The sequence below is a fragment of the Paenibacillus sophorae genome, assembly GCF_018966525.1.
In the GTDB taxonomy this organism is placed as follows: Bacteria; Bacillota; Bacilli; order Paenibacillales; family Paenibacillaceae; genus Paenibacillus_AQ; species Paenibacillus_AQ sophorae.
The window spans coordinates 4327299-4351669 of record NZ_CP076607.1 but is presented as its reverse complement, the minus strand read 5'-3'; the positions used below and the strand labels follow the sequence as shown (position 1 = coordinate 4351669).

Here is a 24371-nt window from a genome sequence, read left to right as displayed (position 1 = left end):
AATTATGTATGAATTAAATAACGTTATTATTCCTCAAAATAAAAGAAAGGAAATAAATGAAAAAGTGCTTTATTTGATCGATAACAATCTGACAGAAAAGCATGGAATCTCTAAAAATCATGTGTTTTTATGTTATTCTGGAGATGGTGGTTTACATGGGCTATCTTTTAGTGATTATGCCAACTTCCATGAATTTTCTTCCGCAAAACGTGAAATAGAAAATGGACAATTTTATACACCTTATGAATTAACCCGTTTCCTATCTTTGATGCTCAAACCGTCCATTCACGACATAATTGGAGACTTTACAGCGGGTCATGGTGCTTTTTTAAACTGGTTGCCGTGTCATGAGAATGTTTATACAAATGAGATTGACATTAAATCTTTCAAAGTTCAAAAATTTTTATATCCTAAAGTTAACGCAACGTTAGGCGATATTCGGGAATATACACCATTAACCCGTTTCGATTTAATTTGTGGAAATCCTCCGTATAATATAGAGGGCTTCAAATGGGATAATAAGAAAGTAACAAGTCAGATGTACTACTGTTTAAAATCTGCCGAACTCTTAAAACCCTCCTCTCTATTTTGCATCATTGTTCCAGACACTTTTCTTGCCGATGAATTTTCAAACAAGATAGATATAGAAATGATTAATGATAAATTTAACTTTTTATTACAATTAAATTTACCTAGCGATGTATTTAAAAACGTTGGAGTAAATAATTTTAAAACTAAAATATTATTCTTTCAGCGCAAAAGTGGGCATTTAACAGATATTCCGTACAGTAATAAAGGAATATTAATTAGTGAGTTTTCTGCTGAGATAGCCGATAAATATCATACTCAATACATAGCACCAGTTATGCAACAAAAGGAAACATTAAAAGCGAAACTATTTTATGAGATTGCAGCAGCAAATAGTAATACCAAAGAAGAGCAGGATTTTCAGTTCAAAGTTAATAAACTTTTGTTCGACATTAAAAGAAATCAAAAAACGTGCATTCATTATGCAAAATGTAGTGAAATGTTACATAGATATAAAATTCAGGTAAAACCGGAGGGAATGTCTGCGGAAGAATGGTCTAATGCTAAGTTAACGCCGAATATGATTATTTCAAAGTTGAAGAAAATACTAAAAAATCAACACAGAGTAGAGCATGATTGTATTAAATTGGTCAAGAAATCTAACAGTCTAAAACTAAAAGGATACTCACACAAAAATAAAATATACTTATCGAAGTTTACTGGAGTTAAAGAGGTTAGTTTTAATGACATGATTTTAAAAGGTGAATACCCGTTTGAAGATCAAACATATAGAAAACTACTCAATAAAAAAATTAAAGCACATACTCAGCAAAGCAAGCCATTTAAGGAGATAGGACAGAATGAATATATATCAGACTGGCTTGAAGCCTTCACGCTATATAATAAAAATTCAAAACAATTTATAAAACTTAAAAATTTTCAGAAAGAAGATATACAAAAGATATTACAAAAGGATCGGGCTTTGCTTGCTTGGAATGTTGGACTGGGAAAGACAGAAGCAGGAATAACGTGGATGAAGTATTTCATTGAAAATAATAGCATAAGAAATACGTTTATTGTATCTTCCAGTATTTCAATTAAAATGACATGGACGGATAGATTAGAATCCTATGACCTTCCATATAAAAAAATAGAAACATTATCAGACATTCACAATATTCAGCCTGACGATATAGTTTTAATATCTTTTAATATGTTAGTTAAATATCAAAAAAATATCAAAAAATATATAAAGATGCAGGGCAGAAAAATTGCTTTCATTTTAGATGAGAGTCACCGCTGCATATACCCAAACACAAAAACAACAAAGGCGACCATCAATGTATTTCAAAAAGTACCATATAAATTATTAATGTCGGGAACGCCAACTAAAAATACAGCTAACGAATTGTATTCACAATTCATGATCCTTTACGGTAGCAGCATAAATTGTATTTGTGAATGTGAAACTGTTTTATCCGAGGATAAAAAAACAGGAGAGTGGAAAGAGGAACATAATAAATATTATAAACATCCTTTTCCTGCATACAAACAAAGCGTTTTTTCTTCTTGTTTCTCTCCTAAAAAAACTTCTGTGTTTGGAATTCAAAAAGGAAATCAAGACATTATGAATTCGAGCAAACTTGTTAAACTTATTGAAAAAACTATTATTGTCCGTAGCATGTTTGATGTCATGACTAAAGATGTGGTCGAGTTTAAGACGCATAGAATAAGCCAGAATGACAATGAACAAGAAGTATATAGATTAATTATGGAAGAGTTCCACTCCATTGTTAGGGGCTATTATGGAACGTCTGGCAACTATAGACGCGATGCAATGTTGAGAATTATTCAACAGATACAATTGCTACAAAAAGCTGTTTCTATTCCGCATAAATTGAAGGAATATGATGGTAAGGTGGAGCCGAATAAATATAAAAAAATAGTAAAAATTATTAACAGTGCAAATAGCGATAAAGTAGCAATCGGAACAACATTTATTGATTCGGCAACTTATTATTACAATAAATTAAGAACTGAGTTTAAAGAGCGACCTATATTTTTGATATTAGGCGAAACTCCATTTAAAAAGCGTCAAGAGATTATAAAAGAATTTGAAGCAACAGAAAACGGATTGCTCATTTCTACACAGATGAGTCTCTCTGAGAGCGTCAATATCCCTTCTTGTGACGTTGTAATATGCGAGGGTCTACAATATAACATTGCGAATATGATGCAGTATATAGGCCGTTTTACGAGACTTAACAGCAAGAATAAAACAATGATCCACTTTGTAACTTATTTAAATACCTTGGAGCAGAATATTCTGGCTTTGTTGATGTCCAAACAACGGATCAATGAATTTGTTAAACAGTGTGAATATAAGGAGGATGCTGAGATATTCGGAGAATTTGGGATAAGTTTAGATATATTTAGTAGTATTATTACAAAAGAATATGATGAAAATGGATCTGTACGCTTAACATGGGGAGAGCAAAATATTTCTTGAAGGAGAAACTATGACAAAAAAATTGACTTACGAAGAGGTAAGTAAATACATTAACGAACAATCCTGTGTATTGATAAATACTGAATATAGTAATAATCGTGAAAAACTGACTATTAAGTGTAAGTGCGGCAATATATTTATAACAACCTTTAATCATTTCAGAGACCAAAATAAACAACGATGTAATAATTGTACAAAATTTAAGTTGCAAGAAAAAACAAGGAAGGAACATGCTCAATTTGTTAAAGAAATTTATGATTTGGTGGGAAATGAATATGTTTTAGAAAGTGATTATGAGTTATCGAATAAACACATTTTAATGAAACATGTTAATTGCGGAAATATTTATAAAGTAAAGCCAAACAATTTTTTAAATGGACATAGGTGTTCATATTGTTTTAGTACCCCCAAGAAAACCCATAATTCCTATCTAAAAGAAGTCGAAAATTTAAACAAGGGAACTGAATATGAAATCTTAGAAACATATATTAATCGCAAAACACCAATTTTAACCAAACATAAAATATGTGGTTATGAATGGAAAGCATCTCCGTCAACTATTCTTAACGGGCCTCACTGTCCCAAATGCTCAAAGGCAACGGCTAGTGATAATCTCAGGAGAAGTCAAGAAGAAGCAGAGTTAATAATAAACAAAGCAGGATACATCTTAATGTCTACGTATGAAACAAGTGCAAAAAAAGTAATTGTCCAATGCCCAAAAGGGCATATAGTTGAGATGAAGTTTATACATTTTCTCAATGGACATAGATGTAAAATATGTATGGGTACAGTTCCGTTAGAATATAAATACGTAAAAGAATATATAGAAGGGAAATCAAATACAGGTTATCGACTACTATCAGAGAGCTATAAAAACAATTCACAGAAATTGAAAATTCAATGCGACAAAAATCATGTATACTATACTTCTTTTGGTAATTTTAAAAACGGTAAGAGATGCCCGAAATGCATACAATCCAAAGGAGAATTGCAAATATCAAAATTATTAACAGATTTGAAGATTAATTTCAAAACACAATTTAGAATTAAAGAATGTAAAAATATAAGGAGATTACCTTTTGATTTTGTAGTATTTTCGAGAAGTCAAGATATTAACATGTTGATTGAATATGATGGAGAACAGCACTATAGACCAATTTTTGGTGAAAAGGCATTTATGAACACTCGAAACAATGACGAAATAAAAAATGAATTCTGTAATAATAATAATATACCACTTTTACGAATTCCATATTGGAAGTTTGAAGATATAGAAGAAATATTGAAACATGAATTAGTTAAATTTAATCTTGTAACGGTTACACACGTTTAAACTGGGGAAAGCAAAACTTTATTTGATAAAAATAAATATATAAAATATAATTAAAAATATAAAAATATATGGAGGTTTTACCCATGAAAAAAATCATTCTTACTATTATCACTGTCCTTTCCCTTGTCGTCATCTCTACGCCGTCCACAACGTCCGCAGCGCCAGTTAAACACGAAATCGCACGCCACAATTACAAAACTATATTATCAAGCAGAGAGCGGCTACTACATTGCCGAGACGAACAGAGACAAACAAGGTGGATTCTGGACACTTGATGTTGTAAGAGTAGCCACAAAGAAAGAAAATAAGACACTAACAAAACAACTTAAACAACAATATATTAATAAGAAAGTACATATTATTTATGTTGGCGATGAGCAGACGGATGAAGAAATTGAGATTATTGACTCATATATTGAGTAGGCATAATAGACATGATTATCAAAGCAAAATTTACAAGTGTTTGTCCGTTTTGTAATGATCCTATCAATATTGGCGAAGAAGTCGAATGGTCTGCTGGTAAACAGGCAGTACATGCGATGTGTGACTTTGAACAAAAACGACAATTAAGACAGCGGGTTATTGAAAGTCTAGATAAACCGTTTATTTATAAAGGTAAGAAAGTTATTATGTTGCTTGTATATGACAATGGATTTACTGTCGATTATGGATATTATAGTGTTAATCGTGGAGTGTGTGAGGGAGACTATAAGAAGATCAGCGGAAGAGAAGCGATAAACTTTTTGGAGGTAAAAGGTTATTTTAATAAGTGAAAATAAATAATATATTGACTATTACCGTCTTCTGATGTATACTTAGTTCATAAGGTAATACATAGGAGGCGGTTGAAATGAAAAATATGAACAAAAGAATCCAAGAGTCGTTGAATGAAATTGAATCGGGATTGTCTTTTGAAGAATTCAAATATGAATTCAACAATTCGTTCTCATGTGCAAATATGTATGAATTTGAAAAGCTTGATTATGTAAAGATGTACGGTGAATATCTTAAAAATAAATTCGAAGCAGGAAAAGGATCTTTGATGGTGGTTAGATAACAAAAAGAAATACTCATTTTATAAGCTCTTATAGCTTCATGTTATACTAAGATTCAAATAACATGTTTGGAGGAATAACGATGCACATCTATGGATTTATTAAAGAATATGAAAGTGGCGCTGTGGCTCTCGTGTTGGATGCAGAAAAGACTAGTGACAAGAAACTTTTCTCATTAATTGATTCTGGATGGGAACAGGTAATTGATAATACATTTGAGAGCATAGAGTCTGCTTATGAAGTAATGGAACAAGGTGTAACTAACGCCAAACTTGAAGAGGTTTATGCCTATAAAGAACATTGTCGTTGCTGTGGAAGATATGTATCGGTTTCAAAAGTAATCGGAAGAAGATTTGACTTCATTAAGGAAAGAAATGTTCTTTTTAATGGTAGAGCATGCGAGGAATGTCTTAATGATTTTGAATCATACCGCTATGTACATTAATCGGTTAGTTGTTAAATGAGGGTTCTATAAGGAGACGAGAACTATGCCATTCAGCTCAAAAAGAGGTGCGCATTTAGAAGATCCCATTTTTACAATTGTAGTCGATGAAAAGTGGCTTGTTGACATTCTGTTTTTAGATAGATGGAATATAAAAACAACAGAATTGGGAAAACGTGTAGGGTATAAAGTGAGGGAGAATATGTTGGTACTCGAATACAAAGATGTTATTCCGAAATCTGTTGTAAATAAAGTTGTGAGGCTTCTGAAACTAGATGGAGCGATGTAAGCATTTCTAAGTAAAAGAGTGATTTTACAGACTTGTCTAGTAGAATGTAGTAAAATTAAACCATACATATACCGGGAGGAATTTAAATGAACATTCAAAATATTCAAGAAAAAATGGACCTTATACAAACTGAAGGTAAGAAACTTTTATCCAAACAAATAGGATATATTGATTCTTATTACGATCTTACAAGCGAAGAATTAGAGCATCTCGTTTATCATTGGTCACAAAATGAACTTGTGCTCTATGCTCCTGTTGATGTTTTGGAAAGTTTAAGTGGAACAGCGGGGTATGATTTTAGCACTGATGAAGCGAAAATTTATGTGAAAATAGAAAACAACGCATTAATCGTAGTTGTTAATAAAGATGATATTCAATTCTTTAAAGAAATCTTTATTGATAGTATCAATTCAGAAGATTTTGACGATGAGGGAAATTTTATTGAAGAAGAATAGAGGTTTATGATTATGGCTAAGAACTCAATCAATTATGAATTACTTAACTTAAAATTAAAAAGTAAAGCCGATTTTTATGCTCACAAAATATGGGGGATCGGCTTTACTGGTGATATATAATTCACTAAGGGAATGAGAAGAGACGCCGAAATATGTTTTTGGGGAAAGACCTCTGTTATAAGGTTTAAAAGGGAGTTGGCAGATTTCAAATTAGAATTCTGCTTAGACGATTTATTAGTTAAGTATCTTACAAGATGGTACTGCCATACAAAAGGTTTGAATAAAGAAGAAGACTACCTTAAAGAACTGTCCATCACGAAGTCTGCTCGAAAGATAAATTCTTTATGCATAACAAAAACGCATACACCGGAAGCGTACATAAGAGATTATGGGAGCCGACCATTAAATTGATTGAATTAAATATTGAATTCGATGAAAATAATTTTTGATAAATTTCTTGATTCATGAGGAGGAAGCGAAATGACAGGCCAAACAACAAATGAGTTGTTTTTACATAAAGATTACCCAGATTCAAGAGTTGTTGTTGATACTGGAACGAAATTTGAAGTATTGGATAAGGGTATAAAAGCAAGCAGAATAAAATTCATAGAAGGAGAATTCAAAAATTACATTCGGATTATCAATAATGATCTGCTAATATTTTAATAAAATGCTTAATTTATACTATCTTCCTTATTGTACATTATTAAAAAAGTAATTATAATTAGATGTCAGTATTCATGAGAAGGAGAGTTATATAATGAGCGATTATAGGCTTACTTCAATAAATTTGGGTGGGAAAGCAATCATTAACTATAAAGGTATACAAGATATTATTATTGAGTCTATTGCTAAAGTTGAGATAGTTACTCAAAGGCATAAATCAGGTGTGCTAGAAAACTATCGAATATCCTCATATATAAGATTCAATAAAATTGATGGAAGTACTGTTCAATACCCAGATAGTAAAATAGATTTGAATGAGGCAGAAACTATTATCAAAGAGAATAAAATATCGGTAGAATATGTAGATGAATTTATCTAATTTTTTGTAAAGCTAGTCATTTGCTAAAAGAGACGATTTTAAGCGACAAATCCGCTTTTACGTCTCTTTTTTGCATTAACGACCTAGAACTGTGTATTACTTGGATTTAAAATATCATTTTCTAAATTGTTAACAATTTCAATTGCCTTCTCTTTGGTAACACCGGGAATTAATGATAATTGAATAATTGTCTCATCATACATTGCAGTCAATCGTTTTTCATACGTATTAAGATATTCTGTTCCCCTTTCTATTTGGCGCAACTTAAAGTGAAGCAAGCTATCATTATTTGAACCACTTGATAGTTTTAAACGTTCATATTCTAAATTTGCCAATTTTCTTTGTGAAAAATCAATTGTTTTTATTGTGTCTGATAATTCTCTTATTATCTCCTCTGCTTCTTTGTGTAGATCGGTTACACCAATTAAGAAATCAACACTTTCACCCAAAATAGATGGTAATTTAGCCAATGTCTCCAAATTAGGTTCGCGCTGTCCATTCTCAATCTTTCCATATCCTTGTGGCGACATGCCAATTTTTTCAGCTATATCCTTCTGAGATAAATCTAAATTCTCTCTAGCCCATTTTAATCTTGCAGAAAAAATATCCAAAATGATTCCTCCAAGCATTTACATTTATCCAATTAGGATATATAATCAATTTGTAATATCCGATAAGGATAAACTATTTGAAAATAATATCCTAATTGGATAATATGAGTTTATCATATTAAAGTGGTATTAACAATAATCATCCCAAAATCTTCCCTATTTCATCCCGAAATAAGGTTTATACGAACACTTGTTTGTGTTATTATAAAAATACTAAATAAAAAAGGGGATATGACAATGAACCAACTACCAGAACTAACTTTGTACTATGCTGCTGTAGCAACAGATAGGCTGTCAGACAGAGGGAACACAATTTATGATGAATACATATATGAATCTGAGTTGGAGGCTGTAGCATCAAGTAATAACTACGAAATCGCAACGTGGGCTATTATTAATATGGCTGCTGATTGTGGACATTACTATCCTAATAAAGTGCTTTGCACTCCACAAGGTAAGTTTATTTTGACTGAGATTTATGAGGAAGATATGTCAGGGGAATATATCGTAAATGATAGTTTGTATCGTGCTCTGGGTGCACCTGTGGCGTTTAGCGAGGCAGTAGAGTATCATTTGTTCTGGACGAAAGGATCTGAATTAATGGGGATTGTAGAGGAAGCAGGAGTTTATAAAGCGGTCATTAAAAATGCAAACGGTGAGAAAGTGATTATAAGGGGAGGATGAGCGAGGGAGAAGGTATAAGGTAAAAATAAATATTAAATACATTGTGTTTGTTGTGGCGGGATGGTATAATATAGTCAAGATTAGAGAATACATACATAGTTTGGAGACAGCAAAGCGTGAAGCATGTTCAAGTAGGAAATCTTAATCATTTTCCATTAGTAATTTTAACAAATTATATTAAAGAATTGAAGTCAGAAAATACTACGTCCAGTTTCGAAGAATTTATGATTGATTTGAGGGAGACATTTAGGGATAAAATCGAGCATCTGGATGATGAATCAATCAAAGTTCTGTATGATTCCTACTATAAATAATATTTTGATCAAATTTTAATTTAATTGAGAACGTATTGGGACATCTTCAGAAGTTGGTTATAATAATTAAATAAAGTAGTTGAGGAGCGATAATGATGTATGAAAAGTATGTTGGTGTAAATGAAATTATTGGTTTTCTCAAGTTAAACGAGGGAACCAGCATTATTGTTCATGCGCTTGGCGAAGATGGAAACCATGAAAGAGAAATTGAAAGCATAAATATGAATTTCGATAACAAATTTATTTATATTAATGATTTCCCTGTTTCTGTTCATCATATTGCTAATTTTTATCTAACTACTGATTGGGGTAGTTGTGCAAGAATTGTATTATACACAGACAAAGATAATGTATTTAATGAAATTAATTTAACTTGTAATGAACCTGAAATAAATGGAAGGAATATCCCGTTTAAATTAACACCATATTTACAAAGACAGTTAAAAATATATGATTAAGAATCGGTAGAATAAGCAGAATTTTTCTTTCTATTCACTCATGATATTGGTTCTACATTACTTTTCTTACAGCTTTCCAAATATCATATATTCATTGCATGAAATGTTACTTTCGTAATAATTGAATAAAAGTAAAAATAGCTATATTTAGACGTAAATAAACGAATATTTTTTTAAATAGCTATTGAAATTTATTTGAATGGAGAAGGATGTATGACACTAAGAGAGAGAACCTTAATATTAATACAAGATAAAGGTATTAAAAAAACATTCATTGCAAACAAATTAAATATATCAAATTCATTGTTTTCGATGTTCATTCACAACAAACAGCCTTTACAAAAGCCACAGATTGCAAAACTTGAAGCATTAATCGAATCTTATAACAATTAAATACATAAAAGGAGATAAACAATAATGGGAGCAGTATTGAGTTTAGTAGAGCAAAATTTTGTTGAAGATAAAAGTATTAGGGATCAATACATAGAGAAAATAGGGGTTTTATCAAAAGTCAAGATGTTAAGTTTGTTACCCGATGAAGAACATATGACAGTCAAAATGGCAGCAGAGTTTTATGAGGTTGATTATAAAACTATTGCAACTATTCTAAACCGCCATAAAAATGAATTTGAAAGTGATGGTGTAAATACGATTACCAGTAAGGATGAAGCTTTCTTCAAGTTGAAGAAAGCCCTACCGAATTCGCAATTTGTAGTGAAATTATTGCCCAAACGTGCAATTTTACGTATCGGTATGCTTTTACGAGATAGTGAAGTTTCAGTCAAGGTTAGAAACTATTTATTAAATATTGAAGAGCAATCTTCTCAAGAGTCAAAGGAGGTTGTTACTGGTGCTTGGGCAGATTCCGATTTAGTCTTATTAAATAAAATATTGAATATCCAGGAAAACACTGGAATTAATAAAATGGCTGCGATAAAAAATGCAGCAAAAGAGTTGAATAGAAATCCAAATAATGTATATCAAAAAGTTCATTATATTACCAAGAGACATGGCTCACTGAACCAATTCATTGTTGAGAATGGTTTAATGCTTCAGCAGGAAAATAATGAATGCTTCCACGGTAATTTCAAAAATTATGAATCAAATAAAGATGAGCTTATTAGCATTAATGATAAATTAAGCAATATTTCTAAACAACTTAATATTGTTAGTGAATTAAACGGAAAAGTTAACCGTCTTGAGGTGGAAGTCAATAATAATAGAATCACCATTATTGAACAAGAAGGATTAATTAAAAGAAAAAATAAATTGTTGGAAAAATATAAAAAAGATAATCAAGTACTTATAAATGATTTAAATTCCTTACGAAGAATTCTTCTCACAGATGAATCAACCGGAACTAAAAATAAGGAATTGGAAGAGGGAATAAGGTTTATCACTGATAAGCATGGCTGTGTAAGTATCAAATAATATTATGGTGAAGTGGATTAAAACAGTATAGCTGTTTTACCATTATAATGAGGATGATAAATGCCCTATAATAAGCCCATCTGTTATCATTGTGGAAGCCCCACAACACAAGCAGCAGCACATTACTGTGAATGTCGAGGGCTTCCCACAACTTGTTATAAGTGCCAATATGATCAGGGAATCAATGTATTTACTATACAATATAGGAAACGACAGAAGATAAAAGATGGTACAGAGAGATCAAGCCAAGAATTTATAAAGTGAAAATAAATGGACTAATTAATGATTTGGTGATTTAATATTATTAAGAAAAAATAACGAAAAACATATTAAAATTCTTAAGGAAACAACGATTTCATGCTGAAACGAAATTGAAATAGTGGAGGATTATTTAAAATGAAATCAATGGTAGGAATGACAGTAGAAATTGAAACGTCAAGACAGCATTATAAAGGATGTGTTGTTGGACACCTATTTAAATCAGCAAAAGTGGATGTGAAAATAACTGAAATGATTAAGGGAGATAAATCGGTAGGTAAAACAGCTAGGTTTTCGATTGGTCAATTAAAATCAGTTTCTTAATCAAAACAGTATTTTAAGAGGAGGCGTATAAAATGGCAAAAGTTAAATGTGCTTACTGTGGGAAAGAGATTGATACAAAGAAAGAATCACACTATAAATTCGGCAAAGATATAGTCTGCTATAACGAGGAAGAAGCGACCTGTATTACACCGTATGCATGGGAACATTTAGTTGATCTTGATAATAACTAATAATTCCAAGAAAGCAGGATTTTACAAAGAAAAGGAGAGTTATTATGAATAACTACAAAGTATTGATCCACGATGAAGAAGAATTTACTGTAAAGTCGAATATTCAAATTTATGAAAGTGACTGCATTGTATTTAAAAATAAAAGCTATTTCGTTTATAAAAGAGAGGGCAGCAATTTGTTCGTTAGATGTATAAGCAAAACTGTAAATACATTTGAATGAAACAGTTATTTTAAAAGGAGAGACTTATATGGATGAAGAATTGAAAATGAAGTTAACAGATCTTTTGCACGATACGGCGTTTTATATTATGGGAATCGAGACTGTAACAGGCAGGGACTCAGGAATTATAAATAGATTAAGCGATATGATTAATAAGATGTATACTAACAATGATGAAGCCAGGCCTCATGAAAGTTGAATTTTAAACAAATAGAAATGCATATTATAATGGAGTGATTAGAATGGAGAAGGATATTCAACAAATTATTAAAGCCGCAGCAGAGCGATACGGTTTAGGTTACGATCCAAATCAGAAACAAGCAATAATTCTGCAATCTGATGGAAGTATAGGGATCATTAATGATGAGGATATTGCAGCGGTTTTTAGGGATATGGCAAGGCATTAGTCTAGATGAAACGAATTCCGTTAAAATTAAAATACAAAAACAGGAGGAATTTTTATGAAAGTTATGAAAATTGGAAAGAGCGCGATTCTTAAAGTAAGTCAGGAAAATTATATTGGATACTTTCCTGCTGGAGACAAATACGAGATTATTGAGCAAAGAATGCAATATCTTATTACGGGTGATGATGGGAATAGAATATGGGTAAGTCAAGATGAGCTTAACATAAAAGAATGATTTTAGTCAGATAAAAAGGAGAAATAGCATGAACAAGTTTATCTATGCATGTGATTCGCTTGATCTATTTCAACTAGTGACAGCTAAGAACATTCCAGCTACAGGAGACTTTGTATTATTGACTTTTAAAATGAGCATCGTAAAATTCAAAGTTGTTTCTAGATTCATAAATCATAGTGGCAAAAATGAAAGTGGTATGGAACCAGATATGTATGTTCTTCAAATTGAATTAGCATGAAAGTCTGAGTTTATTAAGATGTTTCATTTAACACTGTATTCATGATATATTAAAATATAATTGTATTAAGGAGTGATCATATGTTGATGATAAACGATTCTCAAATACACAATAACAAGGTACAGATTTCAATAATGGAATTGGATGGACGTGAGTACATAGTATTTCTAAAAACCGTTGGAATGTTTAAGTGTTATCTTGAAGATTTTGAGACTAAAAAGAGATCTGTATCTGACTCTTTTATGACTCAAGCCGAAGCTGTTGAAGACGCTTGGAACAAGATGATAAAAGAGGAGTAGCCGAAGGGCTACTCTTTTCGGTGAAAGATTAATTTCCTTTAGTCATAATTAAAAATATTTCCAAAATCTATATATAGTGTTATGATTGATTCGAGCAATACAATATATAGATGAAAGGAGGGTGAATATGAAACGTGATCAGAAGATTGCACTGGGAGCATTGGCTTTGGTTTATCCATTAATTTGCTTGATCATCTACGGATTAAAAGTAACAACTCCTGAAAAGCAAGAGTTTTTGGGTGGACAAGTAGACATGTCGCTTCAACAAGGTTTCGCAAATTGGTTATTCAATCATCTTGTTAGCTTCCCATTAGTTGCTATTTGCATTATTGTTTCAGTAGGCATATTCTATTTCTCATCTAAAAGTAAATATTAATAGACTGAAAAGTGTTGAGATTTTATCTACGACACTTTTCTTATTTGAGATTTATAAAGTAAAAATAAATAGACATGAATAATTATATGTGTTATAATTAATACAAGACAAAGGAACAATATACATAGCAAGAGGGTGGCACATAAAATGTTTGAAGTATCAATTATTGAAAAAATCTGCGGTAAATTAAGTGTAAATCGATACAAATTTGAAAAAGAAGGAGATATGAAGCTATTTATTGAAATGTGTAAGAGTGATAAAGGGATTATCATGATTCATACGAAAGAAGTTGCTTAAGATGAAATTATGTTTTTATCACATTATCTAAAAGGAGAAATGTAAATAAGGGTATGGCTAAAAAGAAATTTAATAAATATGTTATTGATGGTGATAGGGTAATCATTTATTTAAAGAACAGACTAAAAGAGACAATGGAGTGTTACATTGATTTAAAAAATCTTCAAAAATTTTTAGATTTGGGGCATTCTTGGCATACATATTGGAATAAAGTAAACAACACTTACTATGCGCGATGCTCCGTTTATAAAGGAGTTGTTGATGGAAAGCCAAGATATGAAATGATTTATATGCATCATTTTATCAAACCGATTAAGGAGGGAGAAGTTGTAGACCACGAGGATAATAACGAGTTAAATAACTGTGAAGATAACTTGAGAGTCACTTCACAAGATAAAAACTTAATGAATAGAACAACAAAGAATAAAAATAATAAATCTGGTTATAGAAATGTGTCATGGAATAAAGAGCTTAAAAAGTGGTCTGTTCAACTACAAATCAACAAGAGAAATACTATCCTTGGAACTTTTGAGGATGTCCATGAGGCTGGGGAATTTGCCGCCGAAATGAGAAAAAAGTATTATGGAGAATATCAAGGTAATGCGTGAAATGATCCTTTGATAAGGAGCTAATAATATGTGGGAAGATTTGCTGAACGAGATTGTCAATAGCAATGACTTTGATTGCTTGATTGTGAAAGATGAGGAATTATACAAACCTATGGTTTATAGACCTAAATCCAATTCTATACACTTTAATATTGGTCAAGTACTGGGGATCAGTGGAAGATTTGGCTATCTTCTAAAAGATACTTTTATGTGCATTGCTTATCACGAATTTGGACACTATCTAGACTTTAAGAACAACTCTGAATTAATTGAAAAGTTTAATTCTAAGTCATATATAGAAAACAAATTTGAATTTGAAGCGAGAGCATTTCAACTTGGGAGGAATCTAATTTCTGATAATCGTCTTTTGAAAATTTACGATAATCTGAACAAGGAACGTTTAACAAGAATCGATACTGAACGTTTTCAATCTTTATAGCTTGGAGGGGAATTATGAAGCCTGAAAACTTAATCGGTAAACTTGTTAAAATAACAAGCAAAGACTCTCTTTATCTTGGACGCTGGGGGTTTATTCGAGACTATGACGGTAGATGGTTTCATGTTGGAGGAGGATCGATTTCAGGTGAACACGGTGAAATTACTCCAGTGTTTGACAGAGATGAGTTTAAGGTTCCACGAAATATTGATGTATACATAAGAATGGGAGCTGTAACAAAGGAAGGGAAAGAGATAAGGAAAGAGATTAATTAATTTGTACAATGCGGAGGTTGAGATTAATGAAAATATTGTCTGAATACACAAATGCTACATTTCAATATGACTCCAAAGAAGAAAGAGACAGTCATGTGAAGAAGATGGAGTCAGAAGGCTGGGAGTGTAGCGGCCAAATTAAAGAGACGCTTTCTCTTCATAATGGTGATTGGTACTGGTGTGGAAAATTCATTAAAAGAACCGTTTAGATGACTACGAAATGAATATTTCATGAGGAGATGAGTGTTGTGTCAGTTATTATGGATGTATCCAGAGAGTCATTAATCGATAAGTTAATGTGGAATGGAGACTTAAATCAGTTCTGGTGGATTTGGCAAGAATCAAACACAGATAAAACAAAGTCACTATACAACATCTATGACTGCAAATCTGTGGTAGTTATCAACGGCATTGTAGATGATTTCACTGATGAGGAACTTTTGAAACTTTATCACTTCTCTCACACAATGACTAAAGATAATGATGAAAGATACAATGATCGAATAAAAACGAGAAAAAAGATTATTACCAAAACACCCATTGCTGATTTGAAATTTATGAAACCGTGGATGGCTAAGTTTGAAGGATCAGAGTACATAACACCTTTGGATACTTTAGATGAAGTTTTAGAATATTTTAATGGACGATGAAAAGATTATTTTAAAAGGAGACAAACGAAATGAAAACTATTGGGCAGATGATGACCGAATTGACTGATGAACAAATTGAAGCGGCCTTCCATGAAAACGAAGAATGGAGAAAAACTGGGGTATTACAAGAGGGTATTCTTCGAAGCACCTATGATCGGTTTTGTGAAATTAATGGCGGGGTTACTTATATGATTCACTTAATCACTGAGCCATTACTTTATGAAATGGTCAAGCGATATAGAGCAAGACTGTTAAAATAAGATAAAAGGATTCTTTCACGAGGAGATGAGAAGATGAAAGTACACTTGGGAATTGAGAATAAAGAATCTGATCTTAATGTAGGCGATGTGTTCATAACAAAGAAAGGCAACCCCCACATGGTTATCTACAACAATTTTAATACAAAGCGATTTCAAGTTATTAAACTCAGTGGTAACAGACAGTCGTTTGTAATCAAATGCTTTTCAACGTTAAAGGATATAGTTGAAAACTATGATATAGCAGAAGTAATTAAATCAAGTCAGGTGGTCTTAAATAGACGATAGATATTTTAACAAGGAGAGGAAAAATATGGATTATAGATGCCGAATAGTATGTACTATGGCTGTTACAGACGAGATAGACAATGAAAAATATAACATTGACCAGGGTATGGAGTTATCGGTTCAATCTCAATCAATAGATAAAAAGAAGTGGTTTGTTCTTGTTCCTTCTCTAGACAAATTTGATTTTATCGAAAAATACTATTTTGATTTTCTGATTGATGGTTACATTACATATCCGAAATATTGTGGTGAGTTTCAATTGCCTGTGATTAGTGAGAACATCCATACTTATACCTGTATCCTTCCTAGTTGATATGTAACTTGGGTATCGAAGGGTGACATAGGCGAAGCGCATTCATATAAAGAAACACAACGAATCAATAGCGATGAGATACGCTTTAGATAGAAGACGAGAACTTTATTATAAGGAGATTGAAGGATATGAAGGTTAAGTGCCTAAAGCATGTGTATAGTTTTGCGGGTGAACTCATGTATAAAGAGGGTGATAATTACGATGTTTCGATTTACAAAGATATGCTTTCCGCGCAAACAAGACAAATGTTGCCATATCCAGGGGTATCAAATGATTGCGTGTGATATTAATCATGAATGGAACAATGATGAATGGTTTAGCCAAAGGTTTGAATTAGTAAGGGGTTTTTGAAAGGATTATTTTAAGGGGTTGGACATTCTATGACTGAGACTGAAACAGAAGCAATTTTGAGAAGAAAAGCTAGGAGAATCAAAAGAGCAAGTGAAATGGTCGAATGGCTTCGTTATGATATTGAACATACAGGAGTAAGTGAAGTTGAAAAGCAAGGATTATTAAAAACAATTACTTTATTGAGTGGGATTTTAAGGAATGATGATAAAGAAGATAACATATGGAATAGGTAATGAAAGAAGTATTTCGTGGGAAGGAGAAAAAAAGATGATCGAATGGAAAGATAAATCCTCATATAGTCGAAATGATAAAGAGAAAGTTCCCAATTGCTGGTTGGCACTTTTAAATGGAATCGATGTAAAAATTCATCGTCATATTTATTACCCTAAAGATACTTGGTTGATGTCTTCAGATTTCATGCAAATTAAACAGCAAGTTCTTGAAAATACGGATGATGAACTCGCAAGACAAGAAGCAATTGAGAAAATTAAAACTAAAATCGAAGAGAATATAGCACAACTGAAGGCTGCTCTTGAGTTGATGAAATAAGTCTTTGATAAAGATACATAAATGAGATGAATAAATAATGCTAATCGACATTGAATTTAAACAATATTTGATTGATGAATGTAATGAAAGATTAAAAGAGCATTATAGTGATGAAGAATATCGAAAGTATTCAGTAAAAGGAACTGATGAGCTTTGTCATCGAATCGCCAAGGGGATATATTATACAGGACTAAATTTCAATCACTATATTGAATTGTTCTCTGAAGATAAAATCATTGAAAGATGGGACAGTTTTTCGATAATTAGAAAGACAGAAGATGGTAATATCGACTGGGATTATTTTAATAAATGTTCGGATGAAGGTGTTGAAAGCAAAGGGAATTATGGTGTTTGCGACGACTATCAACAAGTCTTAGACCAATATCCAGAACTTGAAATAGATGATCGTAAGTTTGTCTTGGGGCTTTCTAAAACAACAAAAAGGAATCAGTCAAGTAGCGGTGGTTGGAGATGGGAAAAGTGGGGTGAATATATCGGGAAGCAAAATTCTCAAGCGGATTATCTATATGACGAACCTGAAATTGAGGAAATCTATTGTTACCATATTTACGAAATAGCATGAAAGAGCAATTTGATTAAGTGAGGAGAATTTATGGGCGAATCAAAAAGAAGAAAGTTAGTAGGAAACATTGTTCCAGATCCAAATTGGCGAAGAAAATTAACAAGTGATGAAATTCGAGAAGCAATTATGTCGGGATTAAACAAAGGCATGTCTGATATGAAGTATTCAGGACTTATAAAATAAAAATACAAAGGAGATAATATAATGAATACGTACGATGTTATAGTAAACAGTGAGGTTGTTGAGTCTATTGAACAAGGAGGACGTTCAACAATGGCCATGTGCTACATCTTAATGGATCGTGTATATGAGTGGACTCACAAAGCAAAGTCTTATGTAGAAGTCTATAATAGACGTACAGGAGGCTTATATCGATATGTTTAAGAGTGGGCGTAATAAAGATGGTCAATTGGTTGTTAGGACTAATTCAGGCGAAGAAATTAACCTTCTGGAAGCCGCTAAGAGATATGGTGACTTAATCAAAGCGAGTGCCTAGTGCATTCGCTTTTTTGTATTGCGTCACCATATATTATGGATAGAGTAATGCTTATTATTTATAAAGTAAAAATAAATAATTGATAAATAGAATTCTTTATTGTATAATTAAGATGTGGGTAAGATATGACGAAAGGTTTATTTCATGGTGTTGTCGAAATACATAATATAAAATATCGGAGGATGATGACTATGTTCGGATTAATCAAACGCAATGAGTTAAATGAAATTGAAGTAATGTGGGTAAAAGACAGTGAAATTTTAGCTGTTCGAAATAGTAAGAATCAATCACTAACATACATCACTGCATATGGAGAACTGAATATGCCTCAGACACTTGAAGAGGCGCAGGCGGTACTTAATTCTGTAAGTAGTGATTTTATTAGAGCGGACAGAGATGTAATAATTAATTCAAGTAAAGTCGTTGAGCATAACATTGTAAACCACACTATTAAACTCGATGGATCGAATCTGGATATTTATGTAGTTTCCAATAAGTGGAATGAGATCGTAAAATAACTATTTCATAAGGCGGGGTTAAACTTATGGTAAAGATTATTAAACTTTTTGAGGATGGAACTATTGACTATTACGAAGCCGAAAACGAGGATTCATTTAATCGAATCAATGAAGTTAGAGTTAACGACATTGATGTATCTAAAGCGATAGAATGGCAAATCAAACATGCTCTAAAAAATTCAAAAGTGGAGAATGTAGATTTTAAAAGACAAGAGTTCTCATTTGATAGACAGCTCGTCAAATTTGGCAATACAGGCAATTTACTTCTAAAGTATGTATATCAGGAAAATGAAAAAATAGATGAAATAATTCAGGAATTTGAATCAAAAAAATAATTTATTAATATAGCTGTTTCGTGAGGAGACGATAATTGTGTTGATATTTAAAGAAGTGGCTTGGTTAAATGGAGAAGTAGCATTTCATGAAGCAGAAACGAATAAGGGAATACAAGTACAAATTCATCTGCCCTCTGAATCGGAAGATTCTTACTGGTTTGAGGTAACAGATAAAAATGGAATTATTTATGACTCAAGAAGCGATAAAAAGATATTTTCTAGTTTTGTCGATGTTGAGGTTGCAGCTAATGAATGGTTTGATAATTATTGATACAGATCAAATGACTGTTTCATGTCCATATATTGAGGAGGAATACATAGATGGCAAAAAAGAAAACAGAAGCCAACCAGGAAAGACTAAAACAAGATAATCACATGAGAGAATTAAAGAATTTGGAGGACAGATTGTTTCTTATCCCCGATCCAACCTACTCTTTTGAAATTGGAGAAAGCGTTGGACTTGGTGCATTAGAAGATGTTGTAGTATTAAACATTCTTCATAATGGGAAAATCATTGAAATAGGATACACTTCAATAAACAATAATTACGGAAATCCAATTAGAAATGAAAACCAAAAGAGCTATTGTAATTGGATGGATGTCAAAAAACTGAACGATAATAGAGCATCATTTGTGAAAAATGATGATATTAGGCTTAATTATTCGCAAACAGGATTAGAATCTTTGTTTCACAAAGCTTATTATTTCGGAGTGGATTTTGATCCAGAGTATCAACGTGAATATGTTTGGGAAGAAACCGATAAGATTAAATTAATTGATGCAATTTATAATAATGTGGATATTGGTAAGTTTGCTTTTATTCACCTCTCCGATGATGAGTGGGAGAAAAATGGTTTTAAATATGCTTACGAGATACTTGATGGAAAGCAGAGATATAAATCGATCTTGGATTTCTATGAAAGTAGATTCAAGTACAAAGGATTTTACTTTAAGGATTTGTCTCCAAAAGATCAACTCCATTTTAAAAGATACACTGTTAATGTTGCTGAGACTCACAATTTAGACAGAGAACAAAAATTAAGATATTTCCTGATGCTTAATACTGGAGGCAGAATTATGAGTGAAGAACACTTAGACAAAGTTAGACAGATGCTTATTGATATCCAGGAAGCTGGATAAAATGGCTATTTGATTATGTGGGAGGAATGCTTTCTTCTTGTCGTTGATAGACTATCTAATAGTGAAGGCACTTCAGATGATATAGAGCAAATTATTCAAGGTGCTATTAGGCAAAATTATACCGAATCAGGAAGAGAGGGATGAGGTAGAAATGGTCAAACACACGTTAGAATACCGTACAATTAACGGAGAAGTTGGAACTATAGAGGAAGAGGCCACAACTCGATGGAGAGCCATGAGCGCAGCCTTGGAGCAATTTTGGGAACTAACTTATAATACAGAAGTATTGATATTATAGAATGCTTGAATGAATTGATGGGTACTTAGATCACTTTGAAGTGGTTCTTTCATAAAAAAGGAGAGATTATAATGAAAAATAACTCAAATGGTTTTACGTTTGTTGTGGTCAATAATACAACTAAAGAGTTTAATGTACATTCTAATGTTTTTGATGATACCGCATTGACAAATGCAGTTGCGGAAGCTCAGGAGAGAGGATTAGATGTAAGGTGTTTCACTGATAATGGCACAACTCAACATGTCATTGAACAGTACCGAGTTTACGGATACATTTATACTATGAAAAATTTAATCTGATTAATAAGTAAATGACATGTTTTATCAAATCAAAAGGAGTGATGAGTTATGAATGAATATCAAGCACCAATTGCTGTTCCTCCATGTGAAACCTTTAAAGAAGTGCTTGAAGACAGAGAGTGGACTAAAGAGAAGTTTATTAAGGAAACTGGAGTCAGTGAAGAATATTATGATGCGCTAAACACTAGCAAGATAAGATATGATGACGAAAAAGTATCTTCACTACTGCAGCAAGTTTTTCAAATTCCTAAGAGCTTCTGGACTAACTTGGAGCACAATTATCAAGAAACTCTTTTAAGATTGAATTCTTAATCAAATGCAAGTTTTACTGAGAGGAGTGAGCACATGCCACAGCAAATTAACCTGTATGTAGACGATCTTCGTGATTGTCCTGAAGGGTTTATACTTGCTCGTACATATGAAGAGGCAATAGCCATTATTGAATCTCAAGATGTTAATATTTTGACTCTGGATCATGATCTAGGCGAAGATGAACATGGACATGAGTTACCAAATGGCTATGATTTAGTTAAATATTTTTGTGAGTATGGATTAAAAGTTGATAAGATATATTTACATACAGACAATCCCGTAGGAAGAGCAAACATGTATGAAACTCTTTTGGCTGCTCAAAGAAGAGGCTTCATTCACGAAGATATTGAGATTTATTATTATCCAATCACAAAGAATGTGTATTCTGGTAACTAGATGAAATGTAGATTTCATGTCATACAAAAGGAGAGTATGTATGTTAGAAGAAATGATTTCAAAATTATCCGACGATGATTTGAAAACGTGTTTTGATGAGATTGTCGAATGGAGAAAACAAGGATATTTACCTATGGAAGCAAGAGTTCGGACTTTGTGGGAGAGTTACAAGGAGTTACAATCAACATATCCTATCCATATGATGACAGAGCCTATCTTATTTGAGATTGCAAAAAGAAGTTATCAATAATTACTCTGCTGTAATCAATACATTAATATTATGTGGTATCCTATTGGAGTACATATGTAAATATGGGAGGCATTTTATGAAGCCAACACTAGATCAATTAAAGGGAACCTTAAGTGCCGTAGACGATTCACAGGACTATGTCCTTATTCTAAAAACAAATGCTCACTTTGAACTTATCCAAGGTGCTGGTGCTGGTGCAGTTTCGCATCTTGAATATGTAACTAGATGGAGCACCTTTGACAAAGGAAACGGCGGTGTTGGCGAAAGTGCTGCCAGTGATTCAATTTTCACCAGTGATATAATGGACTGGGCTTCTGAAGCTTGGGAGAAATATGAAGATGATGGAAGAACAAAGATTCTCAATCCGTTTGGTTAATTTCAATAAAAGACGAATTTCACGAAGAAAAGAGATGCTTCCGGGAATTAACCCGTTGGCATCTCTTTGTCGTTTTCTTGCATTTGTACCACTTTCTGAAGCATCCTAGCGAAGTCTCTGACCTCATCCATTGGTATCTCAAGATGATTATTTTGTAATTGACTGTTCAAATCGTCAATTTTACTTCGTAAAGATAAGTTTTCTTGTTTCACATCATTTATAATTTGTTTAATTGATACTAAGAAATCGATAACATTGTCAATGTTAATTTCCGACTTGTCTATCCTCTTTGTTTGCCGATTGTTTGGCTTAGAATTTAGTCTCTGCTCTTTGGCCTGTTGAATCTCTACTGTGTAATTTTTCCGCAAAGCGCTATTCCAGCGAAAGCCACAAGCAGCTTGAGTGCGATTTAATTGACTTGCTACCTGATCAAAGGCTTCCAACTGGGTTCTACCATTACTTATGTGGCTAATCACTGTCTCGGCCAATGTATCGTCGTCTGATTGACTCCATGCGTCCTGCCTCACAGTTGTCATATCAATCCCCCCTAAATTTGTCTTAATAACATATATATCCAAAAAGTCAATAGACTATTCTCACATTCTGGAAGAAAATTCGTAGCCTGTGAAATGGGGTTGACATATCAAAATTTAAATATTATTTAGAACAAATGTTCCCTTGAGATAATTTAAAAGATAAGTATAATTAAATACATAAGAGGGAAGAATGAAACATAAAGTAGTAGCTACAGTACATATAAGACATGTTTTAGGAGGCAATAATATGAGTACACTAACTTATGAAAATAAAAATAAATTAAAAGATGTTAAACAATATGATGTGTGGTTTGCAGATTTAGGAGAATCAAATGGACATGTTCAAGGTGGAAAAAGACCAGTCCTTGTCATTAGCAATGATGTTGGAAATCAAAGATCTCCTGTGGTTATTGTAGCTCCTATTACAAGTAGCAAAACTAAAAACAAATTACCGACACAGGTACATATCTCAGCAGAAGATGTTGGCTTTCAACGTGATAGTATTATTCAATTCGAACAAATATTCACCCTAAGTAAAGATACAGAACTAATTGGTAATAGGAAGTTGACACATATACCTGAAGAGTATCATGATGAATTAGAAAAAGCGTGGATGATTAGCATGTTAGGGAATAAAAAATATTATAGCAACAGAACAAATTTTAGATAACAGAAGAAACGTACATAAAATCCAAAAAATAAACTCCAGAATATTTAATCTGGAGTTTTAACGTTTGAATCTATTTTTTTCAAACGTAATAGTTCGTGGATTTCAATCTCAAGTTCATCACATATTAAGGCTATATTTTCTAATGGAAGTCTTTTTATTGTATTATTGCACATTTCATTGATTGTACTTTGTCTAATCTTTGTTCTACGAGATAATTCTCGTCTTGAGATGTCTTTTCGATCAAGTATGTCGTTTAGTAATATTTCGACTGATGACATTATTTCTCCTCCAAAACGAGTATTGACATGGATTATACATAGATGTATATTATAGGTGAAACGCTAAACGTTTCATTTTTTGGGCATACGAAACACTCCCCATGACAATCAAAGGGAGTATTTGCTGTACAATTATGCATATAGAACTATAATAACAG

At 32.3% G+C, this 24371-nt stretch carries 47 protein-coding genes; 44 read left to right on the top strand and 3 right to left on the bottom strand.

The features are described from left to right. Window positions 1–4: 4 nt before the first annotated feature. From KP014_RS21040 to KP014_RS20995, 10 genes are all read left to right on the top strand, one after another. On the top strand, window positions 5–3037 hold the full coding sequence (locus KP014_RS21040; protein ID WP_051499318.1) for a helicase-related protein: 3033 nt from the start codon (window positions 5–7) through the stop codon (window positions 3035–3037). 10 nt (window positions 3038–3047) lie between these two features. Further along, the gene (locus tag KP014_RS21035) at window positions 3048–4370 is read left to right on the top strand and encodes a DUF2726 domain-containing protein (protein ID WP_051499316.1); all 1323 of its coding nucleotides are present in this window, start codon (window positions 3048–3050) and stop codon (window positions 4368–4370) included. Between the two features lie 123 nt (window positions 4371–4493). Next, on the top strand, window positions 4494–4793 hold the full coding sequence (locus tag KP014_RS21030; protein ID WP_036588416.1) for a hypothetical protein: 300 nt from the start codon (window positions 4494–4496) through the stop codon (window positions 4791–4793). Between the two features lie 11 nt (window positions 4794–4804). Further along, on the top strand, window positions 4805–5143 hold the full coding sequence (locus KP014_RS21025; RefSeq protein ID WP_036588413.1) for a hypothetical protein: 339 nt from the start codon (window positions 4805–4807) through the stop codon (window positions 5141–5143). Window positions 5144–5220: 77 nt separating this feature from the next. Beyond that, complete coding sequence (locus tag KP014_RS21020; RefSeq protein WP_036588410.1) at window positions 5221–5427, top strand: hypothetical protein; 207 nt, start codon at window positions 5221–5223, stop codon at window positions 5425–5427. An 80-nt stretch (window positions 5428–5507) separates the two neighbouring features. After that, window positions 5508–5870, top strand: coding sequence for a hypothetical protein (locus KP014_RS21015; RefSeq protein ID WP_036588407.1), 363 nt, complete (start codon window positions 5508–5510; stop codon window positions 5868–5870). 43 nt (window positions 5871–5913) lie between these two features. Further along, window positions 5914–6156, top strand: coding sequence for a hypothetical protein (locus KP014_RS21010; protein ID WP_036588405.1), 243 nt, complete (start codon window positions 5914–5916; stop codon window positions 6154–6156). An 86-nt stretch (window positions 6157–6242) separates the two neighbouring features. Next, entirely contained in the window at window positions 6243–6611 is a 369-nt protein-coding gene (locus KP014_RS21005; protein ID WP_036588401.1) for a hypothetical protein, read from the top strand. Between the two features lie 480 nt (window positions 6612–7091). Then, window positions 7092–7277: a hypothetical protein gene (locus KP014_RS21000; protein ID WP_036588398.1), complete on the top strand. Its 186-nt coding sequence runs from the start codon at window positions 7092–7094 to the stop codon at window positions 7275–7277. A gap of 94 nt (window positions 7278–7371) precedes the next feature. Further along, window positions 7372–7656 carry a hypothetical protein gene (locus tag KP014_RS20995; protein ID WP_036588394.1) on the top strand — a complete coding sequence of 95 codons (285 nt, stop codon included), beginning with the start codon at window positions 7372–7374 and terminating at the stop codon, window positions 7654–7656. A gap of 83 nt (window positions 7657–7739) precedes the next feature. Here KP014_RS20995 and KP014_RS20990 read toward each other — a convergent pair whose 3' ends face one another. Next, window positions 7740–8267 carry a helix-turn-helix domain-containing protein gene (locus KP014_RS20990; RefSeq protein WP_175491768.1) on the bottom strand — a complete coding sequence of 176 codons (528 nt, stop codon included), beginning with the start codon at window positions 8265–8267 and terminating at the stop codon, window positions 7740–7742. Between the two features lie 237 nt (window positions 8268–8504). Between KP014_RS20990 and KP014_RS20985 the strand changes: the two genes are divergently transcribed. The 33 genes from KP014_RS20985 (at window position 8505) to KP014_RS20825 (ending at window position 22729) form a co-directional block, all read left to right on the top strand. Beyond that, the gene (locus KP014_RS20985) at window positions 8505–8951 is read left to right on the top strand and encodes a hypothetical protein (RefSeq protein ID WP_036588393.1); all 447 of its coding nucleotides are present in this window, start codon (window positions 8505–8507) and stop codon (window positions 8949–8951) included. A gap of 406 nt (window positions 8952–9357) precedes the next feature. After that, window positions 9358–9723, top strand: a complete 366-nt coding sequence (locus KP014_RS20980) for a hypothetical protein (protein ID WP_175491767.1) — start codon at window positions 9358–9360, stop codon at window positions 9721–9723. A gap of 417 nt (window positions 9724–10140) precedes the next feature. Next, window positions 10141–11154 carry a hypothetical protein gene (locus tag KP014_RS20975; protein WP_051499311.1) on the top strand — a complete coding sequence of 338 codons (1014 nt, stop codon included), beginning with the start codon at window positions 10141–10143 and terminating at the stop codon, window positions 11152–11154. A 396-nt stretch (window positions 11155–11550) separates the two neighbouring features. Further along, on the top strand, window positions 11551–11736 hold the full coding sequence (locus tag KP014_RS20970; RefSeq protein ID WP_036588383.1) for a hypothetical protein: 186 nt from the start codon (window positions 11551–11553) through the stop codon (window positions 11734–11736). A 32-nt stretch (window positions 11737–11768) separates the two neighbouring features. Next, on the top strand, window positions 11769–11927 hold the full coding sequence (locus KP014_RS20965) for a hypothetical protein (RefSeq protein ID WP_175491766.1): 159 nt from the start codon (window positions 11769–11771) through the stop codon (window positions 11925–11927). A 249-nt stretch (window positions 11928–12176) separates the two neighbouring features. Continuing rightward, entirely contained in the window at window positions 12177–12347 is a 171-nt protein-coding gene (locus KP014_RS20960) for a hypothetical protein (RefSeq protein ID WP_175491765.1), read from the top strand. 43 nt (window positions 12348–12390) lie between these two features. Next, window positions 12391–12555, top strand: coding sequence for a hypothetical protein (locus KP014_RS20955; RefSeq protein ID WP_175491764.1), 165 nt, complete (start codon window positions 12391–12393; stop codon window positions 12553–12555). 54 nt (window positions 12556–12609) lie between these two features. Continuing rightward, window positions 12610–12789, top strand: coding sequence for a hypothetical protein (locus tag KP014_RS20950; RefSeq protein ID WP_036588381.1), 180 nt, complete (start codon window positions 12610–12612; stop codon window positions 12787–12789). A gap of 28 nt (window positions 12790–12817) precedes the next feature. Next, the gene (locus KP014_RS20945; protein ID WP_036588378.1) at window positions 12818–13027 is read left to right on the top strand and encodes a hypothetical protein; all 210 of its coding nucleotides are present in this window, start codon (window positions 12818–12820) and stop codon (window positions 13025–13027) included. 80 nt (window positions 13028–13107) lie between these two features. Next, window positions 13108–13326 carry a hypothetical protein gene (locus KP014_RS20940; protein ID WP_036588375.1) on the top strand — a complete coding sequence of 73 codons (219 nt, stop codon included), beginning with the start codon at window positions 13108–13110 and terminating at the stop codon, window positions 13324–13326. A 127-nt stretch (window positions 13327–13453) separates the two neighbouring features. Continuing rightward, window positions 13454–13702 (top strand): hypothetical protein, encoded by a 249-nt coding sequence (locus KP014_RS20935; RefSeq protein ID WP_036588373.1) that lies wholly within the window; start codon window positions 13454–13456, stop codon window positions 13700–13702. Between the two features lie 147 nt (window positions 13703–13849). Beyond that, window positions 13850–13999, top strand: coding sequence for a hypothetical protein (locus KP014_RS20930; RefSeq protein WP_175491763.1), 150 nt, complete (start codon window positions 13850–13852; stop codon window positions 13997–13999). Window positions 14000–14052: 53 nt separating this feature from the next. After that, window positions 14053–14607, top strand: coding sequence for an HNH endonuclease (locus tag KP014_RS20925; RefSeq protein ID WP_036588370.1), 555 nt, complete (start codon window positions 14053–14055; stop codon window positions 14605–14607). A gap of 28 nt (window positions 14608–14635) precedes the next feature. Beyond that, complete coding sequence (locus tag KP014_RS20920) at window positions 14636–15046, top strand: hypothetical protein (RefSeq protein ID WP_036588367.1); 411 nt, start codon at window positions 14636–14638, stop codon at window positions 15044–15046. A gap of 14 nt (window positions 15047–15060) precedes the next feature. Next, a complete protein-coding gene (locus KP014_RS20915) occupies window positions 15061–15318 on the top strand; it encodes a hypothetical protein (protein ID WP_036588364.1) in 258 nt (85 codons plus the stop codon). 26 nt (window positions 15319–15344) lie between these two features. Next, window positions 15345–15527 carry a hypothetical protein gene (locus KP014_RS20910; protein WP_036588362.1) on the top strand — a complete coding sequence of 61 codons (183 nt, stop codon included), beginning with the start codon at window positions 15345–15347 and terminating at the stop codon, window positions 15525–15527. A 39-nt stretch (window positions 15528–15566) separates the two neighbouring features. Beyond that, window positions 15567–15968, top strand: a complete 402-nt coding sequence (locus KP014_RS20905; RefSeq protein WP_036588359.1) for a hypothetical protein — start codon at window positions 15567–15569, stop codon at window positions 15966–15968. A gap of 29 nt (window positions 15969–15997) precedes the next feature. After that, window positions 15998–16228: a hypothetical protein gene (locus tag KP014_RS20900; RefSeq protein ID WP_036588357.1), complete on the top strand. Its 231-nt coding sequence runs from the start codon at window positions 15998–16000 to the stop codon at window positions 16226–16228. Window positions 16229–16261: 33 nt separating this feature from the next. Continuing rightward, a complete protein-coding gene (locus KP014_RS20895; RefSeq protein WP_036588355.1) occupies window positions 16262–16513 on the top strand; it encodes a hypothetical protein in 252 nt (83 codons plus the stop codon). A 55-nt stretch (window positions 16514–16568) separates the two neighbouring features. Beyond that, window positions 16569–16826 (top strand): hypothetical protein, encoded by a 258-nt coding sequence (locus tag KP014_RS20890; RefSeq protein ID WP_216700404.1) that lies wholly within the window; start codon window positions 16569–16571, stop codon window positions 16824–16826. Window positions 16827–17206: 380 nt separating this feature from the next. Beyond that, window positions 17207–17410 (top strand): hypothetical protein, encoded by a 204-nt coding sequence (locus KP014_RS20885; protein ID WP_036588348.1) that lies wholly within the window; start codon window positions 17207–17209, stop codon window positions 17408–17410. Between the two features lie 34 nt (window positions 17411–17444). Continuing rightward, window positions 17445–17726, top strand: coding sequence for a hypothetical protein (locus KP014_RS20880; protein WP_036588346.1), 282 nt, complete (start codon window positions 17445–17447; stop codon window positions 17724–17726). A 37-nt stretch (window positions 17727–17763) separates the two neighbouring features. Next, window positions 17764–18309: a hypothetical protein gene (locus tag KP014_RS20875; RefSeq protein WP_051499310.1), complete on the top strand. Its 546-nt coding sequence runs from the start codon at window positions 17764–17766 to the stop codon at window positions 18307–18309. A gap of 30 nt (window positions 18310–18339) precedes the next feature. Next, window positions 18340–18492, top strand: coding sequence for a hypothetical protein (locus KP014_RS20870; protein ID WP_175491762.1), 153 nt, complete (start codon window positions 18340–18342; stop codon window positions 18490–18492). A 504-nt stretch (window positions 18493–18996) separates the two neighbouring features. Next, window positions 18997–19323 (top strand): LytTR family transcriptional regulator DNA-binding domain-containing protein, encoded by a 327-nt coding sequence (locus KP014_RS20865; protein WP_175491761.1) that lies wholly within the window; start codon window positions 18997–18999, stop codon window positions 19321–19323. Between the two features lie 26 nt (window positions 19324–19349). Beyond that, window positions 19350–19658 carry a hypothetical protein gene (locus KP014_RS20860; RefSeq protein ID WP_036588341.1) on the top strand — a complete coding sequence of 103 codons (309 nt, stop codon included), beginning with the start codon at window positions 19350–19352 and terminating at the stop codon, window positions 19656–19658. 37 nt (window positions 19659–19695) lie between these two features. After that, window positions 19696–19929, top strand: coding sequence for a hypothetical protein (locus KP014_RS20855; protein WP_036588338.1), 234 nt, complete (start codon window positions 19696–19698; stop codon window positions 19927–19929). Between the two features lie 50 nt (window positions 19930–19979). After that, window positions 19980–20798 carry a DUF262 domain-containing protein gene (locus KP014_RS20850; protein WP_036588336.1) on the top strand — a complete coding sequence of 273 codons (819 nt, stop codon included), beginning with the start codon at window positions 19980–19982 and terminating at the stop codon, window positions 20796–20798. A 369-nt stretch (window positions 20799–21167) separates the two neighbouring features. Further along, entirely contained in the window at window positions 21168–21395 is a 228-nt protein-coding gene (locus KP014_RS20845) for a PHP domain-containing protein (RefSeq protein ID WP_036588334.1), read from the top strand. 48 nt (window positions 21396–21443) lie between these two features. Further along, on the top strand, window positions 21444–21707 hold the full coding sequence (locus KP014_RS20840; protein WP_036588332.1) for a hypothetical protein: 264 nt from the start codon (window positions 21444–21446) through the stop codon (window positions 21705–21707). Window positions 21708–21740: 33 nt separating this feature from the next. Next, on the top strand, window positions 21741–22103 hold the full coding sequence (locus KP014_RS20835; protein WP_036588330.1) for a cyclic-phosphate processing receiver domain-containing protein: 363 nt from the start codon (window positions 21741–21743) through the stop codon (window positions 22101–22103). A 40-nt stretch (window positions 22104–22143) separates the two neighbouring features. After that, complete coding sequence (locus KP014_RS20830) at window positions 22144–22353, top strand: hypothetical protein (protein WP_036588328.1); 210 nt, start codon at window positions 22144–22146, stop codon at window positions 22351–22353. A 76-nt stretch (window positions 22354–22429) separates the two neighbouring features. Then, complete coding sequence (locus tag KP014_RS20825) at window positions 22430–22729, top strand: hypothetical protein (protein ID WP_036588327.1); 300 nt, start codon at window positions 22430–22432, stop codon at window positions 22727–22729. A gap of 47 nt (window positions 22730–22776) precedes the next feature. Here the strand turns inward: KP014_RS20825 and KP014_RS20820 are convergent, their stop codons facing one another. Continuing rightward, a complete protein-coding gene (locus KP014_RS20820) occupies window positions 22777–23265 on the bottom strand; it encodes a hypothetical protein (RefSeq protein WP_051499308.1) in 489 nt (162 codons plus the stop codon). A gap of 247 nt (window positions 23266–23512) precedes the next feature. Here KP014_RS20820 and KP014_RS20815 point away from each other — a divergent pair, with 247 nt between their 5' ends. Continuing rightward, window positions 23513–23935 carry a type II toxin-antitoxin system PemK/MazF family toxin gene (locus KP014_RS20815; RefSeq protein ID WP_051499306.1) on the top strand — a complete coding sequence of 141 codons (423 nt, stop codon included), beginning with the start codon at window positions 23513–23515 and terminating at the stop codon, window positions 23933–23935. A gap of 44 nt (window positions 23936–23979) precedes the next feature. Here KP014_RS20815 and KP014_RS20810 read toward each other — a convergent pair whose 3' ends face one another. Then, a complete protein-coding gene (locus KP014_RS20810; protein WP_036588325.1) occupies window positions 23980–24213 on the bottom strand; it encodes a helix-turn-helix domain-containing protein in 234 nt (77 codons plus the stop codon). Window positions 24214–24371 lie beyond the last annotated feature (158 nt).